The sequence below is a fragment of the Desulfoluna sp. HI9BLuna genome (assembly GCF_056829775.1).
This window is the reverse complement of the sequence record NZ_CP186555.1, coordinates 4,478,671-4,492,991: the sequence shown is the minus strand read 5'-3', so window position 1 is coordinate 4,492,991 and position 14,321 is coordinate 4,478,671. Positions and strand designations below refer to the sequence as shown.

Here is a 14,321-nt window from a genome sequence, read left to right as displayed (position 1 = left end):
CCAGGTACCGAAGAGCGCCCCCTGTCCTCGGAGTCCACCACGGGCGCAGCCCGCAGGCGAATGCGACGTGCCCGAGGAACGAGGGCTCGGAGCATTCGCAACCTGGGGTGCAGGGGCTCAGCCCCTGCCCGCCGGAGGCGCTTTTTGCCCTTGTCCCTTTACGCCTTTTCCACCCCGTCCCGGTATTCGTGGGTAAAGGTGGCGTCGTAGAGTTTTGATTTGGCGGCGTTGTGCTCGCCCACGCCTTTGCCCACGATGATGAGGGCGGTTTTTCGGATGCCTTCGTTTTTCATGGTCTCGGGCAGTTTGCCGATGGTGGTGTAGATGATCCTCTCATCGGGCTGGCTCACGCGGTAGGCCACGGCGCAGGTAGACTCTTCCCCGTAGTGAGCGGCCAGCTGGCTGGAGACTTTTTCCGCCAGGGCGCTGGAGAGGTAGATGGCCATGGAGGCACCGTGGGAGGCCAGGGCGTCCAGGGTTTCGCCTTCGGGCACGGGGGTACGGCCTTCGGCACGGGTGAGGATCAGGGTCTGGGTCACCTCGGGGAGGGTGTACTCCATCTTCATGGCGGCGGCGGCCCCGAAGGCTGCGGTGACGCCGGGAATGACGGTGTAGGGGACGCCCAGCTTGTCCAGGTCGCGCATCTGCTCGTCGATGGCGCCGTACAGAGAGGGGTCGCCGGTGTGGAGACGCACCACCTTTTTGCCTGCCCGGTGGCCTTCGGCCATCTTCTCCACCATGCCGTCGAGGTCCATGGAGGCGCTGCTCAGGCATTCGCAGCCTTCCCGGGTCCAGACCAGGAGTTCCTCGGGGACGAGGGACCCGGCAAAGATCACGAGGTCGGCCTCTTCCAGGCTTCGCTTGCCCTTGACGGTAATGAGTTCGGGGTCGCCGGGGCCTGCCCCGGTAAAGATAATGGGGTGTCGTACGTCAGTCATCAACCTTCTCCTCGTATTCCGGTGACGATAAAGACCGGATTGGTTCCTTTGAGCATCATGTCCCAGGCCACGGTGGTGGAGACATTTGCGTTTAAGTGCAGTACTTCCACATTGAACCCTTCGTCTTCAAGGGCGGTCACGGCGGTGCCGAGGCTCTGGAGGAGCACGGTGTTGACCACCATGCGTGCGTTGTCTCCCATGCGGTCTGAGGCCATGCGGATGATGGCGTCCAGGTTTTTGCCACCGCCTCCGATGAAGACCACGTCCGGGTCGGGGAGATCCTGTGCGGCATCGGGAAGGGCCCCTTCCGTCACCGTCATGTTTGTTGCGCCGTAGCGCGTGATGTTGGTTCGGATGTCTGCCACGCGCTCGGGTTTCTGCTCCACGGCGCACACCTGTTTCACGAACCGGGAGGCTTCGATGGAGACCGAGCCACTGCCGGCCCCCAGGTCCCAGAGCACCTGGTGACCTTCGAGCCCGAGCTTGGCCAGGGTCACGGCCCGCACTTCGGGCTTGGTGATCATGCCGCGCTGGTGGGCAAAGGCTTCGCTGGGCATGCCCAGGCCGATGGCCTGTGGCGGCTCGGCAAGGGCGGCCCCCAGGACGACCATCATGTTGGGATCGCTAAAGGTTCCCGCGGCAATGCCTTCCAAGGTGGCTTCGGTGTGTTTTTCTTCCTGGGTGCCCATGGCCTCGAACACATGGCAGGCGCGGGCTGTGACGCCCTGCTCCAGAAGTCGGGCGGCCACGCTGTCCGGGCTGTTCGTAAGGTCGGTGAACACCGCTGTCTTGTCGTGGGCCAGAAGGGTCTTCAGGGTCTCGGTCGAAAGGCCCCGGCCATGGAGGCTCACCACCCCGGCGTCGTGCCAGGCAAGGCCCAGCCGGGAAAAGGCCCCGGCAACGGCCGAAACGTTGGGGATCACCCGCACGGCGTCGGCACCGAAGCGCTTGGTCACCAGGGAGCCGATGCCGTAGTACAAGGGGTCCCCCGAGGCGAGGATCACCACCTTATTGCCCTGGGACACCTTCGCTTCCAGGCGGTCCAGAACATCGGACATCTTGCCCTGGATGACGATTTTTTCAGCGGAGGTGTCGGGAAAGGCGCTTAAGTGGCGCTTTCCTCCCACGAGCACGTCCGCGTCCGAAATCAGCGCAAGGGAAGCCTGGGGGAGATCCCTCTCCGACAGGCCGAACCCCATGACCGTAATGGACTGGTTCATACCGTCTCCTTTCGGCTGTCGCTTGCCACGTTTCCGTCAAAGTCAAAAATCAGGCACCGGGCCGAGACCTCCCCTCCGGCAAACCTTGCAGCAGAGGCTGCGGCCAGCTCGGCAACCCGATCCACCACCTGGGGGCAGGGTTCCGCGAGGTAGGTAAAGGCCTCCCGGGCCGTGTTGGATGCGGCCACCTTGGCCACCAGCTCGGGATCGTCCACCATCTCTTCCACCAGGTCGGCCAGGAACCGAAGGTTCAGGTCGGACTTGGCGGCGTGGGTGTGGGGAATGCCTGCGGCCATTTTCACGGCCTTGCCGAAAAAGACGGCCAGGATCACGTCCACGGCCTGGTCCCCGGCCGTCTCCATGGAGCTTTTAAAGAAGTCGCCGATCTGCACGAAGCAGGCCTCGGCAAGTTCCGGGAACACCTCCATGGCGAAGCGCTCGCTGCGTCGGCCGGTGGTACAGACCACGCTGTGGGCCCCCATGGCCTTGGCCACCTTGATGGAAGAGCGCACCGTTGCTTCATAGGCTTCGTGGGACAGGGGCCGCTCAATGCCTGTGGTACCTAAAATGGAGATCCCGCCTTCGATGCCCAGGCGGCTGTTGAGGGTCTTTTTGGCCATCTCCTCGCCATCGGGAACAAAGATCTCAACGACCAGGGGATCGGACTCCCCGGTTTCGGCCCTGAGCATCTCCACAACCGCTCGAATCATCTTCACCGGGCCGGGGTTGATGGCTGCATTACCCACCGGGACTTCCAGGCCGGGCCGGGTGACCCGCCCCACCCCCTGCCCCCCGCAGATAACCAGGGCATCTTGGGCGGCATCGTCCCGTCGTACCCGCGCGCCGATGATGGCGTTTCGGGTGATATCCGGGTCGTCACCGCCGTCTTTCATGACGGTGCATACCGCGGTCTCCCCGTCCATGTGGCAGGAGACCAGGGGAATGTCCACATGGCCTTCGCTTAAAAACGCGATGCGGACCGTCTCCGGGCACACGCCGGTAAACAGGAGGCTTAAGGCCCCCTTTACGGCCGCGGCTGCGGCTGTTCCCGTGGTGAACCCGCTTCGTAATGTTCGTTTTTTTGCCATATTAAGAAAACCTAACGGGTCTCTCTTACGGAATAAGGCAGTAATAGAGAACCCCTGTGACCATCAACGAGAATATCCTCAGGAACTGGCCGATCAGCAGGATCTGGGTCCCCATGACCGGGGAGAAGATGCCTGCGTACCGGGGCAGCTGGTGCCTGACGGCCCGAATGGGAAAGGCGATGATATTGCCGATGAGAAGGGCCAGGGCCGTCTGTTTGACGGTGAGGACCCCGGCATCGAGCAAGGCGCCTGCCGCGGCAAAGCCGGAGGAGAACTCGGCGGTAAAACCCAGCACCACCACGGAGAGGGACTCCACGGGCATGATCCTGGAGACGGCCAGGTGTGCCAGGGCTTCGTTCATGAAGTCGAAAAAGCCCAGGCGATGCACGAAAAAGACCGCCACGTAGATGGGAATCACCCAGGTGATGATGGTGGCCACACGTTTGGGAAAGCGCTTTCGGATGCCCTGTTTCACCGCATCCCACCCCTTCGCCGTGGGCTCTTTGCCCTCAACCTCTTCGGTTCCGCCTTTTTCACCGTCCAGTATGGCATGGCCCAGCACAAGGAGAAACCCGCTGCGCAGGAGAAGGGCCGTGAAGGTGAGGCCGAAGTAGACCAATCCTGCCTTGCCCACCAAGGGAATCACGATAAAAAAGGTGGTGGGCAGGTGAAGGAAATAGGCCGGGAACTGGTTGAGGAAGTTGGCCATGAAGAGCTGCCTGCGGCTGATGGTACCGTCCTTGTAGAAACCGTAGAGCATGGAATTGGACGCCACCCCGGAGACAAAGGCCGTGGTAAAGGCCGCGCTGCAGCGATCGCCCAGGCCCGCGAACCGAAAGAGCGGCCCCGCCACCTTGGCAAGGTAGCGCGTCCATCCGGTGGATTCGATGACCTGGCCTGCGACCAGCCCCAGGGAGATAAAGCAGATCAGGCGCAGCAGGGGCTTGAAGACGCGGGTCACCACCACGTGGGGGGTGACCCCGTCCATCCAGACAATCCCTGCTGCGATCATGGCTGCCGTTACGCCCAGGGAGACCGCCAGCGCTTTACCGCTGCCTTTTCCCTTGCGATTTCCGGCCATCTCAGTTTGCCAGCCCGTTCTTCTGCTTGGCGATAATGAGGGTCCAGTAATCGGGCTTGACCTCACGGAGGTCGCCCACATTCCAGATGATCTCTTCGCCTTCGCGGCCGCACTTCTTGATGGCGCAGCTGTTCTCCATAAGGCCGCTGTCGGAAAGGGCGTCGGCGATGTCGTCCACGTTTTTGTAGGCCTTGAGGAGCACCACGTTCTCGGAAGTGGCGGCGACCCTGCGGACGTGTTCGCCCCCGTAGGCGCCGGAAGTGATCACAAGGGACTCTTCGGCTTCCACAAGGGGTGTATTGATGCGGGCTGCGGCGGCCTGGAAGGAGGTGATGCCGGGGATGGTGACCACGGGGCACTCCGCGTGGTCGGCTTTCATGTACTGGAGGATGTACCCGAAGGTGGAGTAGGTCAGGGGGTCGCCCAGGGTGAGGAAGGCTGCGTTTTTCCCGGTGCTCAGAACCTCAGCGATGCGGTCGGCGTTCTCTTTCCACGCTTTGGTGGTGACGTCCTGCTCGCTGGTCATGGGAAAGGGGAGGATCTCCACCTCCAGATGCTCGGGGAGGTGGGGCCTGGCGATTTCAACCGCCAGGCTGAAGCTGTTCTTGGATGAGGATGCCGTGAAGATGACATCCACGTCTTGCATGGCCTTGACGGCTTTCATGGTGATGAGGTCGGGATCTCCCGGACCTACGCCAATGCCAAAAAGCGTGCCTCTGTTCTCAGACATAACTAACTACCTCGGTATCCGCCTGCTGTTCAGGCGGTTGATTGGGGCCGGTGTTCCACAAGAACCCTGAAACACCGACTGTTTTTAAGCGGCACGTGCCGCATCTTTCATCATAGCAGGGTTGACAGTTGACAGAAACGCCCCTAAACGCGCTGCACGCAGCATCCAACTCCTCCTGTCCGCTGTGATGAAAGCTTCTATGGATCAATCGGCGCCGTCACCTCGTTCCATGCCGATGACACGCCAGTATCGCCTTGCCCGGCGCGGCAAGGCGTGGTCGTGTCACCTGGTTGGGGCATGGCCTCAAGGGGCCGACGCAGATTTTTTTCTCACTGCATGGTTAAGCCCCTTGGGATGCCGCCATGATGGCCAGGGCATTGACCGCGGCGGCGGCCACGTTGGAGCCACCTTTTCGTCCCACGTTGGTGATGTACGGAACCCCCGGGGTTTCGAGGAGCTCGGCCTTGGACTCGGCCGCGTTCACAAACCCCACGGGAAAGCCAACGATGAGGGCGGGCTTGATGCGCCCTTCCCGCACCAGCTCCAGCAGGCGAAGCAGGGCGGTGGGGGCGTTGCCCACGGCGTAGATGGCCCCGTCGAGGCGATCTGCCACAGCATCCACAGCGGCCTTGGCCCGGGTGATGCCCCCGGCCTTGGCGGTGGCAGCCACTTCGGGATCGGCCACCAGGCAGGTCACGCTTCCCCCGAAGGAGCCCACCTCCATTTTGCGGATCCCGGACAGGGCCATATTGGTATCGGTAAAGATGGGCTTTCCGCCACGAATGGCGGCGATGCCGCGTTCAATGGCCTCGGGGTGAAACCGAAGGCTCTCCACGTATTCAAAATCGGCGCTGGTATGGATCACGCGGCGGGCAATGGGCCACTCCGCATCGGAGAAGCCGTGGTCACCGGCCTCCTCTCCGATAATCTTGAAGCTCAGGTCTTCAATCTCCTGGGGTTTCATCGTGTCGTTGACTCCTTGTACGCGTTGCAGCGGGCCACAAACGCCTCCCCTACCCCGGCAGAGCTTCCGAAGTGAAGGTGGACGTAGCTGCCCAGTGTATTGCCCTTGACATACCCTTCATCGGGAAGGGTGCGATGGGTACGCGGGGTGACCCGGTAGATCCGGTCTGCCTTGGGCTCCCCCACGGGTTTGGAATAGTGAAACTCATGGCCCCGCACAATGGTGCCGGACGGGCCGAGCAGGGAGGTTTCTTTCAGGGTAATCTCCCGATAACCCAGGGCGCAGCGTTTCTCCTGCATGCGGGTCTCCAGGGGCAGGCAGCCGGTCATCTCCCAGCGACGCCCCTCAAAATCGGTGATGGCCTCGGAGAGGTACATGAGCCCGCCGCACTCGCCGTAGACGGGCATTCCGGCATCGGCGGCGGCTTTGACGGCGCTTCGCATGGCGGTGTTTCCGCTCAGGGCCTCGGCAAAGAGTTCGGGGTAGCCCCCACCGAAGTAGATGCCGCTGATCCCTTCGGGAAGGGTTTCATCTTCGGCAGGCGAGAAAAAGGCCAGGGTAGCCCCTGCTTTTTCAAGTGTCTCAAGGTTGTCCGGGTAGTAGAAGCAGAAGGCGCTGTCCATGGCCACGCCAATCTTGACGGGTTGGGCACTTTCGGAGGTGACCCCTTTGGATTCTTCCTGGCTTAACGAAAGCTCCCCTGCCCGCTCCAAAAGAAGATCCAGGTCGATGTGGGCCTCCACGGTGTCGGCCAGGTGATCGGTTTCGGTGCCGGAGAGCACGTGCTCTTCGTCGGTGACAAGGCCCAGGTGCCGCTCGGGAATCCTCAGGGCCTCATCCCGGGGAATCCCGCCCAGGCAGGGCATGTCGCTGTGGACCGAAAGGGCCTCGGTGAGGTAGGTGAGGTGGCTCTTGCTGCCGATGTTGTTGAAGACAACGCCGAGGAAATTGAGCTCGGGGTCGAAGTTTTCAAAGCCGGTGACCAGGGCGGCGGCGCTTCGGGCCATGCTGGCGGCGTTGACCACCAGAATCACGGGAAGCCCCAGCCACTTGGCCATCTGGGCCGAAGACCCGGCCTCGTCCGTGCCGGAAAAGCCGTCAAAGAGCCCCATCACCCCTTCCACCACGGCCAGGTCGGCCTGGGCCATGGATCGGGAAAAGGCGTCCCGGCAATAGTCCCGGCTGAGCATCCAGCCGTCCAGGTTCCGGGAGGCCCGACCCGTCACCCGCCGGTGATGGCCCGGGTCGATGTAGTCCGGCCCCACCTTAAAGGGCGCCACATCATACCCGCGCCGCTTCAGCGCCGCCATGATGCCCAGAGACAGGGTGGTCTTACCGCTGCCGCTGGAGGTGCCCCCGATGAGAAAACCTGCTTTGCCGAAAGTCGCCTTACTGCCCATGCGTTGCCAGTCCTTGTATGCTCGGTTCAAAGAGAGTTGGGTATAGAATTTCCCCGATACGCCGCGCCCCTTCCAGAAGGGCCGGTGTGGGCCTTGACACCAGGGCCTCGTCCACAAAGTGAATCTCGCCCTCGCGCACGGCCCGGATGAGGGAAAAGCCCGGTTCGTTTTCGATCTCTTCCCGGGTGACGCGGTTCATGCGGCCCTGCTGCACCAGGTAGACGTCGATCATTGGCCCCTTGGCCAGGAGGCGCTCCTTGCCGTAAATGGCGATGTTGCTGCCCTTGGAGGGCACGGCGTCTTCAGCCACGTTGACGCCCCCAGCCAACTCCAGAGCCCAGGCGGCCATGGAACCTTTGGAGAAGGTACGCAGCTTGCCGTGCATGGCCTCGAAAAAGACGGTCCGCTTTTCCGGTACCGTCCGGGTGACCTCGTGGATGCGGCGGGTCTCTGATTCAAAGGCCGACACCAGGGACCGGGCCTCGGCCTCGTGTCCGCTGAGGAGGCCCAGGGCCACCCAGTAATCCATCATCTCGTCCATGGTGCCGGGTTGCAGGGAGACCACGGTGATCCCCCGGGCTTTGAGGCTGGACACCAGCCTGCCGTAGCCCCGCTCGATCATGGGGCGGATCAGCACCAGGTCGGGCCGGGCGGCCAGGAACCGCTCGGTGCCGTCGTGGTAGGAGAACCGGGGAAGCTCTTCTGCCCCGTCGCTTTTGGACGCGCCGATGAGGACATCTGCGGCCCCCATGGCCAGGAGGTTGTCGGTGTGGGCGCTGTAAAGGGAGATGATTCGGGTAAAGGGTTTGTCGAAGGTCACCACCTGACCGGATGCGTCGGTAATCCGGGCGGCATCGGCGGCAGGTGCCATCAACCCGGCCACAAGGCAAAAACAGAGGATGCGAAGAAGAGTTCTACCCATGGAACCCTCCCGCATCAAAGAGCACCTGACGGCTCCGGGTCACCTCGTCTGTCATGACCCGGGCCTTGACCCCGAACACCTCCCAGAGGGTCTCGGGGGTAAGGGTCTCTTCCACGGAGCCGGACACGGCCATGCGCCCCTCTTTCAAAAAATGGAACCGATCGCAGAAGAGCGCGGCGGTATTGATGTCCTGAAACACGCCCACAACGCATCGGTTTTCCTGTTTCACCTTCTCCCGCACCACGGAGAGGAGGCTCAAGGTGTGTTTCATGTCCAGATTGCTGGTGGCCTCGTCCAGAATCAGCACTGGGGTGTCCTGGGCCAGGGCACGGGCAAAAAGGGTCCTCTGGCGCTCTCCCCCGCTCACCTCGGTGACGGGGCGGTCGGCCAGGTGACGGATATCGGCCACGGCCATGGCCTCGTCCGCCAGCTTGAAATCGTTTTCCGACGGGGATCCGAACCGGTCGATGTGGGGATGCCTGCCCATCATCACCACCTCCCGCACGGAAAAGGCAAAACGTACCTCGTGGCTCTGGGACACCACCGCCACCTGCCGGGCCACCTTGCGGGCGGACAGCTTGCGGACCGGGGTCCCGAAAAGAGAGGTGGTCCCGGCATCGGGGTCCATCTGTCCGCTCAAAATTTCCACCAGGGTGCTCTTTCCCACCCCGTTGGGCCCTAGGATGGCGTGGAACACGCCCTTCTCAAAACGGGCGTCAACGCCTTTAAGCACCTCTCGCCTGCCGCGCTTAAAGGAAATCCCTTCCATGTGGAGCACGCTGTCCGTCATGCCTATGCCCCCCCTCCCATGCGGCTCTTTCGAAAGATCACGCAGAACACCGGCCCGCCGATGAGGGCCGTGAGCACCCCGATGGGCACTTCATAGGGTAGCACCGCACGGGTCACGGTGTCGGCAAAAAGCAGGAGCACCGCCCCGATGATAAGGGTTGCGGGAAGAAGCTTCCGGGCATCCGGCCCGGTGACAAACCGCACCATATGGGGCACCAGAAGCCCCACAAAGCCGATAATACCGGAGACCGCCACGCAGACCGCCGCCACAAGGGACGCGGCCACCAGAAGAATAAGGACCGTCTTGGAGGTATCCACCCCCAGGCTTCGGGCGCTTTTTTCGCCCAGGGCCAGAAGGTTCAGATCCCGGGCGTAAAAGAGAAAGAGGAGAAACCCGGCCCCGGAAACGCCCGAGAGAACAGCGGCATCACGCCAGGTGGCCGCGGCAAAGCTGCCCATGAGCCAGAAGATGATGACGGACACCTGCTCGTCGGCCAGGTATTTCATGAAGCTCAAACCCGCCGAGAGGATGGCCGACACCATGATGCCCGATAAGATGAGGTTGGAAGAGTCGATGCCACACCGAAGCAGCCGCCCCGACGGTGAGGCCATGGCGATGACGATAAACAGGGTGAGGATGGCGCCGCCAAAGGCAAAGAGGGGAACGGACAAGAGAGTCTTGCCCATGCCGAAGAGAAGGGCCACGGCCGCGCCAAAGGCGGCACCGGAGGAGACGCCCAGGGTATAAGGGTCGGCCAGGGGATTCAGGAGAATATTCTGATAGACGGCCCCGGCCACGGCCAGCCCGGCCCCTGCGGCTGCCGCCGTCAGGATGCGGGGAAGCCTCACCTCCCAGACCATGACCCGGGCTGTTTCAGCCGCTGCCGTGGCCCCGTCCGTGCCGGTGATCCCGTTCCAGAGGGCCCCAAGGACGTCCTTAAAAGAAAACGCCACAAACCCCATGCGGGCCGAAAGCAGCACCGCGCAGAAAAGGAGCGCGCACAAGCACACCAACCCTGCCGAGCCTTTCATCAGGGCAAGGGAGGGTTTTGTTTTCCTCATGGACTCCGTGGCGATGGTCATGGGGGGCCTTCCATCAACGTTCGGGTTTAAAAGCGAAAACCTCCGGCGGCAAGGTGTGCCACCTTGAAAGCTGGTTGCGGATGCGTTTTGTCCCTCGTTCCTCGGGTCAAATCACATCCGCCTTTAAAGCAAAACTCACCCAAAAAGGGTTTTTGAAACCTGTTTGTTAAACTTTCATGTCGCACCGTAGCCCTTGGGCGAAGGCGGATTAAAAGTTTAGCCTCCGGCAGGGCCGCCGGAGGCCACCAAACCATAGAAAACTACTTGCCGGTGTGAACCGTTACCGCGTCCACGGCATGCTTTGCGTAGAGCTTGGCCCACTCGGGGTTCTCGCCCAGGCCTTTGAGCTCGCAAGTCACCTTGATGCCCATCTTCTCCATGATGGTCTTCCAGGCGTCGTCTTCTTCTCCGGCCATGTCATTTCTGGCATGGTCACCGGCAACCACCATAAAGGGCTTCATGAAGACCTTCTTGGCCTTGATGTGCTTCAGGGCGGTGGTGACGTCATCGAGGCCGGGGTAGCCCTCCACGGTCCCCACCAGGGTGGTGACCTCAGGGTACATGGCATTCATGGTCTTCTGGAATTCAATGTACGCGCTGGTGGGAAACACCTCGTTTCCGTGGCCCATGTAGACCAGCACAGCGCCCATCTTTTTGGCCTTTTTCACATCCGCGGCCATGGTCTTGGCGGCGGTTTCAATGTCATTTCGGTACTCGGGGTGCAACCCGGCTTTGCCAAGGGCGGGACGGCCCAGGGTCAGATAGGAGAAGGGCTTCCACTTGGCGCGGAGGGTATCGATGCCTGCAATGGCGTCCACATAGGCCTTGAGATCAAGGTACTCTTCCCCGGCGTAGACGTGGGTGGTCTGTACCACCACGCGCTTTTTGCCCTCTTCCTGCAGGGCGCCGAAGGTTGCCAGGGGGCCTTTGACGTCATACAGCCACGCAGGAACGCCGGGGTTGGCTTTTTTCCAGGCGGCGTCATTGGCGCGGTCGTGCCAGATGCCCCGGATGATGTTGGAGGTAAAGGCGTGCTTGATCTCTGCCTTGGGGAACTCTTTTCTCATCTCTTTGTCGATGGTGAGAATGGCCTGAAGGGCTTCGGGGTAGCTGGTGCCGAAGCTTGCAATAACCACGGCGTCCACCGCCTCTTTTTTGGTGGCTGCCGTGGCGGGATTTACACCCAGAAAGGACAGCAGTGATACAATCAAAAGCAGAAGGGTCGTCTTTTTCATCGTTTTTAAATCTCCGTACGTAACAGGTGTATTTATTAAATATGATACCCAGGCATTCAACCGATGGACCAGATGGGAACGCTGCCTCCTTTTAAAGCAATACGCCCCTTTTCATACCCGGCCATACGGCACTGAATCGAGGTAAACCCCTTGGATATCATGCGCCACCATGCCCAATGGATGTCTCCTTCTCCGTCCAGGGGAGAGACCACGGCCACCTTGTCCACGTCAAAGGACAGATGGCCGCCCTTAAGCAGGTCATCCGGGGCAACGCCTTCGGGTAGCTGCCCCTGCACACAAAGAATCATGCCTTTTTTCATCATCGGCTCCTTTATAAACTGATCATTTACAAAGGACCGGAGCCCGGCTGACTCCTTGCACAGCCCCTCCGGTCCGACCATCTCCGAAAAAGGGCTGTTCCCTGTTTGCTTCGCCCTTTTCATCACGCGGTTCCCCTGTTCTCCGCAGGGGTGTTTTGTGATGCGGCATGCCGCACCCAAAACATCACGTCTTATGCCGGGCAGGTCTTCTGACTCCCGGGCGTTCCGAACGGCGCACCTTCCCGCCCTGGTTGCCGCCGGCCTGAAAAGGAGAGCCAGCAGCGGGCAGTGGCTTATGGATGAGAGAGATTCCCCTCACCCGTGCCGTACGGTTCCCGGTTACAGCGGCGGGACCGTTCCCGATTTTCACGGGATTCCCTTCCTGCGTGTATGCAAGACCCCTTGCGGGGACCCGGTCACGTACTCACCCGAAAATCGACCGCCGTGACGGGGACAAATTTTCGGGTCTTCCAAACAAAAAAATCCCCATGCCTGCAATCGTATGCAAGCATGGGGATTCCGTATTCAATCCTCAAAGTCGGGCGCACCCTTTACCACGGCAGTGCGCCACTTCTATATGATTCAATCCCCGTGTTCCGGCGGCTTTTCCTGTTTCAGGCCGCCCCTCTCACCACGGTGAAGATATGACGATAACATCAGACAACGGGACATCATATAGCGCATGGCAGGTCTTCTGACTTCCGGATCATCCGAGCCTTCGCGCCTTCCCCTCATTGTTCGACCCGATCACTTCGGACGCATCAAGAAAGTGGCGTTGTTGCGAAGGACGTCCCCGGTTACAGCGGCGGGCCCGTCTCCGATTCTCACGGAGTTCCCTATTAAGCATTAGCTGCACCAAGCATAGGATGTGATCCTAAGCCACACTTTTCCGGTTGTCAAGCCAATCTAAGGCCCATGCCCCATTCCCTGCCCGACGGCCATCCCTTTAAAAATCCGAACGATGGCACCGGACAGGGAACATGGCGGAAAATTCCTTCACGGGCAGTGCTTATTCAGCAAGTCCGTCGGCACGTTTCGCTGCCCGCACACCGGAAAACTTGAAGACGAAGAGGCAGAGCAGTACCACGGCGGTACCCACACCGATGACGGTGGAGGTTCCGATGGAGAGCCCGAAGCCGATTTTGGCCTGAAGGATGAAGGTGACCACCACAGAGGTCATAAAGGTCGCCGGCAGGCAGGCGATCCAGTAATTCTTCATCTCCTTGGCAAGGAAGACTGCGGCGGACCAGAGTACCAGAGTGGCCAGGGCCTGGTTGGAGAACCCGAAGTAGCGCCAGATGATCCCGAAGTTCTGGGTAGAGATGACAAAGCCCAGGGCAAACAGGGGCACGGCGATCATGAGCCGCTTGGCGGTCTGGGACTGGCTCACCTTAAAGGACTCGGCCAGGATCAGGCGGGTGCTTCGGAAAGCGGTGTCCCCGCTGGTGATGGGCAGAACGATAACCCCAATGACCGCCAGAAAGCCGCCCACGGGACCCAGAAGAACGTTGGAGACTTCAGAGACAACGGCTGAAGGAGTCCCTGCGGCAATCACGGCGTTCAGGGCTTCCGGAGACTTGTAGAAAGAGAGCCCCACGGTGGCCCAGATCAGGGCGATGATCCCTTCCAGGATCATGGCGCCGTAGAAGACAGCGCGGCCGTCCTTTTCGTTTTTGACGCACCGGGCCATCAAGGGAGACTGGGTGGAGTGGAACCCGCTGATGGCACCGCAGGAAAGGGTAATAAACAGCAGGGGCCAGATGGGCTTGTTCGCAGGATGGGCGCTGGTGGTCACATCCAGGTTGGGCAGGATCTCATAGCCACCGAACATCAGGGCCACCACGGTGGCGACAGTGGTGATGAGCAGCAGGGCGCCCAGCAGGGGATAGATCTTTCCGATGACCTTGTCGATGGGAAGAATGGTGGCAAGGAAATAGTAGCCAAAGATGGCAAAGATAAAAATCTGGGTGTTCACGCCGGTGAGCCCGGTGAGGAGCTTGGCCGGGGCCAGAACGAAAATCACGCCCACCAGCATGAGGAGCACAACGGAAAAGACCCGCATGGCCTGTCGGGCGGGCATACCGAGGAAGTCACCCACCACCTCGGGGATGCTGCCCCCGCGGTTCCGCATGGAGAGCATGCCGGAGAAGTAGTCGTGAACCGCCCCGGCAAAGATACACCCGATGACGATCCAGACCAGGGCCACCGGGCCGTAGAGGGCCCCCAGGATGGGGCCGAAAATGGGGCCGATCCCGGCAATGTCCAGGACCTGAATAAACAACACCTTCCACTTGGGAAGGGGCATGTAGTCCACCCCGTCCTCAAGCTCGTAGGCGGGGGTCCTTCGGGAACTGTCCGGCCCGAAGGTTTTTTCAACAAAGGTACCGTAGGTAAAGTACCCGAGAATCAGTGCAGCGACGCACGCAAAAAAAGTAAGCATAATCTAAATGACCTCCATGACAAAACGCATTGATCGCCCGTGGGGCGGTTCCTCTTTCACACCTGCTGTTGTAGCGGATTAAAAAGGGGATACGCCACGCTCGAAACGGCC

The 14,321-nt window shown here is 61.0% G+C and carries 13 protein-coding genes and 2 riboswitches; all 13 genes read right to left on the bottom strand.

Annotation, left to right across the window (positions count from 1 at the left end; all coding sequences use genetic code 11):
* Window positions 1-158 precede the first annotated feature (158 nt).
* Window positions 159-938, bottom strand: a complete 780-nt coding sequence (gene cobM / locus ACOYW0_RS18330) for a precorrin-4 C(11)-methyltransferase (RefSeq protein ID WP_482415247.1) — start codon at window positions 936-938, stop codon at window positions 159-161.
* Entirely contained in the window at window positions 938-2,158 is a 1,221-nt protein-coding gene (cbiE, locus tag ACOYW0_RS18325; RefSeq protein ID WP_482415246.1) for a precorrin-6y C5,15-methyltransferase (decarboxylating) subunit CbiE, read from the bottom strand. Before cbiE ends, cobM begins: the two co-directional genes overlap by 1 nt.
* Complete coding sequence (gene cbiD / locus ACOYW0_RS18320; RefSeq protein WP_482415245.1) at window positions 2,155-3,246, bottom strand: cobalt-precorrin-5B (C(1))-methyltransferase CbiD; 1,092 nt, start codon at window positions 3,244-3,246, stop codon at window positions 2,155-2,157. Before cbiD ends, cbiE begins: the two co-directional genes overlap by 4 nt.
* Window positions 3,247-3,271: 25 nt before the next feature.
* Window positions 3,272-4,327 (bottom strand): nucleoside recognition protein, encoded by a 1,056-nt coding sequence (locus ACOYW0_RS18315; RefSeq protein WP_482415244.1) that lies wholly within the window; start codon window positions 4,325-4,327, stop codon window positions 3,272-3,274.
* Window position 4,328: 1 nt separating this feature from the next.
* Window positions 4,329-5,057, bottom strand: coding sequence for a precorrin-2 C(20)-methyltransferase (gene cobI, locus ACOYW0_RS18310; RefSeq protein WP_482415243.1), 729 nt, complete (start codon window positions 5,055-5,057; stop codon window positions 4,329-4,331).
* A gap of 340 nt (window positions 5,058-5,397) precedes the next feature.
* Window positions 5,398-6,021 (bottom strand): precorrin-8X methylmutase, encoded by a 624-nt coding sequence (locus tag ACOYW0_RS18305; protein ID WP_482415242.1) that lies wholly within the window; start codon window positions 6,019-6,021, stop codon window positions 5,398-5,400.
* Window positions 6,018-7,421 (bottom strand): cobyrinic acid a,c-diamide synthase CobB, encoded by a 1,404-nt coding sequence (locus tag ACOYW0_RS18300; RefSeq protein WP_482415241.1) that lies wholly within the window; start codon window positions 7,419-7,421, stop codon window positions 6,018-6,020. The genes ACOYW0_RS18305 and ACOYW0_RS18300 overlap by 4 nt, the downstream gene beginning before the upstream one ends.
* Window positions 7,411-8,343 (bottom strand): ABC transporter substrate-binding protein, encoded by a 933-nt coding sequence (locus ACOYW0_RS18295; RefSeq protein WP_482415240.1) that lies wholly within the window; start codon window positions 8,341-8,343, stop codon window positions 7,411-7,413. The genes ACOYW0_RS18300 and ACOYW0_RS18295 overlap by 11 nt, the downstream gene beginning before the upstream one ends.
* The gene (locus tag ACOYW0_RS18290; protein WP_482415239.1) at window positions 8,336-9,133 is read right to left on the bottom strand and encodes an ABC transporter ATP-binding protein; all 798 of its coding nucleotides are present in this window, start codon (window positions 9,131-9,133) and stop codon (window positions 8,336-8,338) included. The genes ACOYW0_RS18295 and ACOYW0_RS18290 overlap by 8 nt, the downstream gene beginning before the upstream one ends.
* A gap of 2 nt (window positions 9,134-9,135) precedes the next feature.
* A complete protein-coding gene (locus ACOYW0_RS18285; protein ID WP_482415238.1) occupies window positions 9,136-10,215 on the bottom strand; it encodes a FecCD family ABC transporter permease in 1,080 nt (359 codons plus the stop codon).
* A 260-nt stretch (window positions 10,216-10,475) separates the two neighbouring features.
* Window positions 10,476-11,450: a sirohydrochlorin cobaltochelatase gene (locus ACOYW0_RS18280; protein ID WP_482415237.1), complete on the bottom strand. Its 975-nt coding sequence runs from the start codon at window positions 11,448-11,450 to the stop codon at window positions 10,476-10,478.
* A gap of 56 nt (window positions 11,451-11,506) precedes the next feature.
* Window positions 11,507-11,758, bottom strand: coding sequence for a hypothetical protein (locus ACOYW0_RS18275; RefSeq protein WP_482415236.1), 252 nt, complete (start codon window positions 11,756-11,758; stop codon window positions 11,507-11,509).
* Between the two features lie 194 nt (window positions 11,759-11,952).
* Window positions 11,953-12,201: riboswitch (cobalamin riboswitch) on the bottom strand.
* Window positions 12,202-12,437: 236 nt separating this feature from the next.
* Window positions 12,438-12,645: riboswitch (cobalamin riboswitch) on the bottom strand.
* A gap of 134 nt (window positions 12,646-12,779) precedes the next feature.
* Window positions 12,780-14,210, bottom strand: coding sequence for a carbon starvation CstA family protein (locus tag ACOYW0_RS18270; RefSeq protein ID WP_482415235.1), 1,431 nt, complete (start codon window positions 14,208-14,210; stop codon window positions 12,780-12,782).
* Between the last annotated feature and the right edge of the window lie 111 nt (window positions 14,211-14,321).

Excerpts from the sequence above, each read along its gene's own strand:
- cobM (WP_482415247.1), bottom strand. The coding sequence starts at position 938 with ATGACTGACGTACGACACCCCATTATCTTTACCGGGGCAGGCCCCGGC.
- cbiE (WP_482415246.1), bottom strand. The coding sequence starts at position 2,158 with ATGAACCAGTCCATTACGGTCATGGGGTTCGGCCTGTCGGAGAGGGAT.
- cbiD (WP_482415245.1), bottom strand. The coding sequence starts at position 3,246 with ATGGCAAAAAAACGAACATTACGAAGCGGGTTCACCACGGGAACAGCC.
- ACOYW0_RS18315 (WP_482415244.1), bottom strand. The coding sequence starts at position 4,327 with ATGGCCGGAAATCGCAAGGGAAAAGGCAGCGGTAAAGCGCTGGCGGTC.
- cobI (WP_482415243.1), bottom strand. The coding sequence starts at position 5,057 with ATGTCTGAGAACAGAGGCACGCTTTTTGGCATTGGCGTAGGTCCGGGA.
- ACOYW0_RS18305 (WP_482415242.1), bottom strand. The coding sequence starts at position 6,021 with ATGAAACCCCAGGAGATTGAAGACCTGAGCTTCAAGATTATCGGAGAG.
- ACOYW0_RS18300 (WP_482415241.1), bottom strand. The coding sequence starts at position 7,421 with ATGGGCAGTAAGGCGACTTTCGGCAAAGCAGGTTTTCTCATCGGGGGC.
- ACOYW0_RS18295 (WP_482415240.1), bottom strand. The coding sequence starts at position 8,343 with ATGGGTAGAACTCTTCTTCGCATCCTCTGTTTTTGCCTTGTGGCCGGG.
- ACOYW0_RS18290 (WP_482415239.1), bottom strand. The coding sequence starts at position 9,133 with ATGACGGACAGCGTGCTCCACATGGAAGGGATTTCCTTTAAGCGCGGC.
- ACOYW0_RS18285 (WP_482415238.1), bottom strand. The coding sequence starts at position 10,215 with ATGACCATCGCCACGGAGTCCATGAGGAAAACAAAACCCTCCCTTGCC.
- ACOYW0_RS18280 (WP_482415237.1), bottom strand. The coding sequence starts at position 11,450 with ATGAAAAAGACGACCCTTCTGCTTTTGATTGTATCACTGCTGTCCTTT.
- ACOYW0_RS18275 (WP_482415236.1), bottom strand. The coding sequence starts at position 11,758 with ATGATTCTTTGTGTGCAGGGGCAGCTACCCGAAGGCGTTGCCCCGGAT.
- ACOYW0_RS18270 (WP_482415235.1), bottom strand. The coding sequence starts at position 14,210 with ATGCTTACTTTTTTTGCGTGCGTCGCTGCACTGATTCTCGGGTACTTT.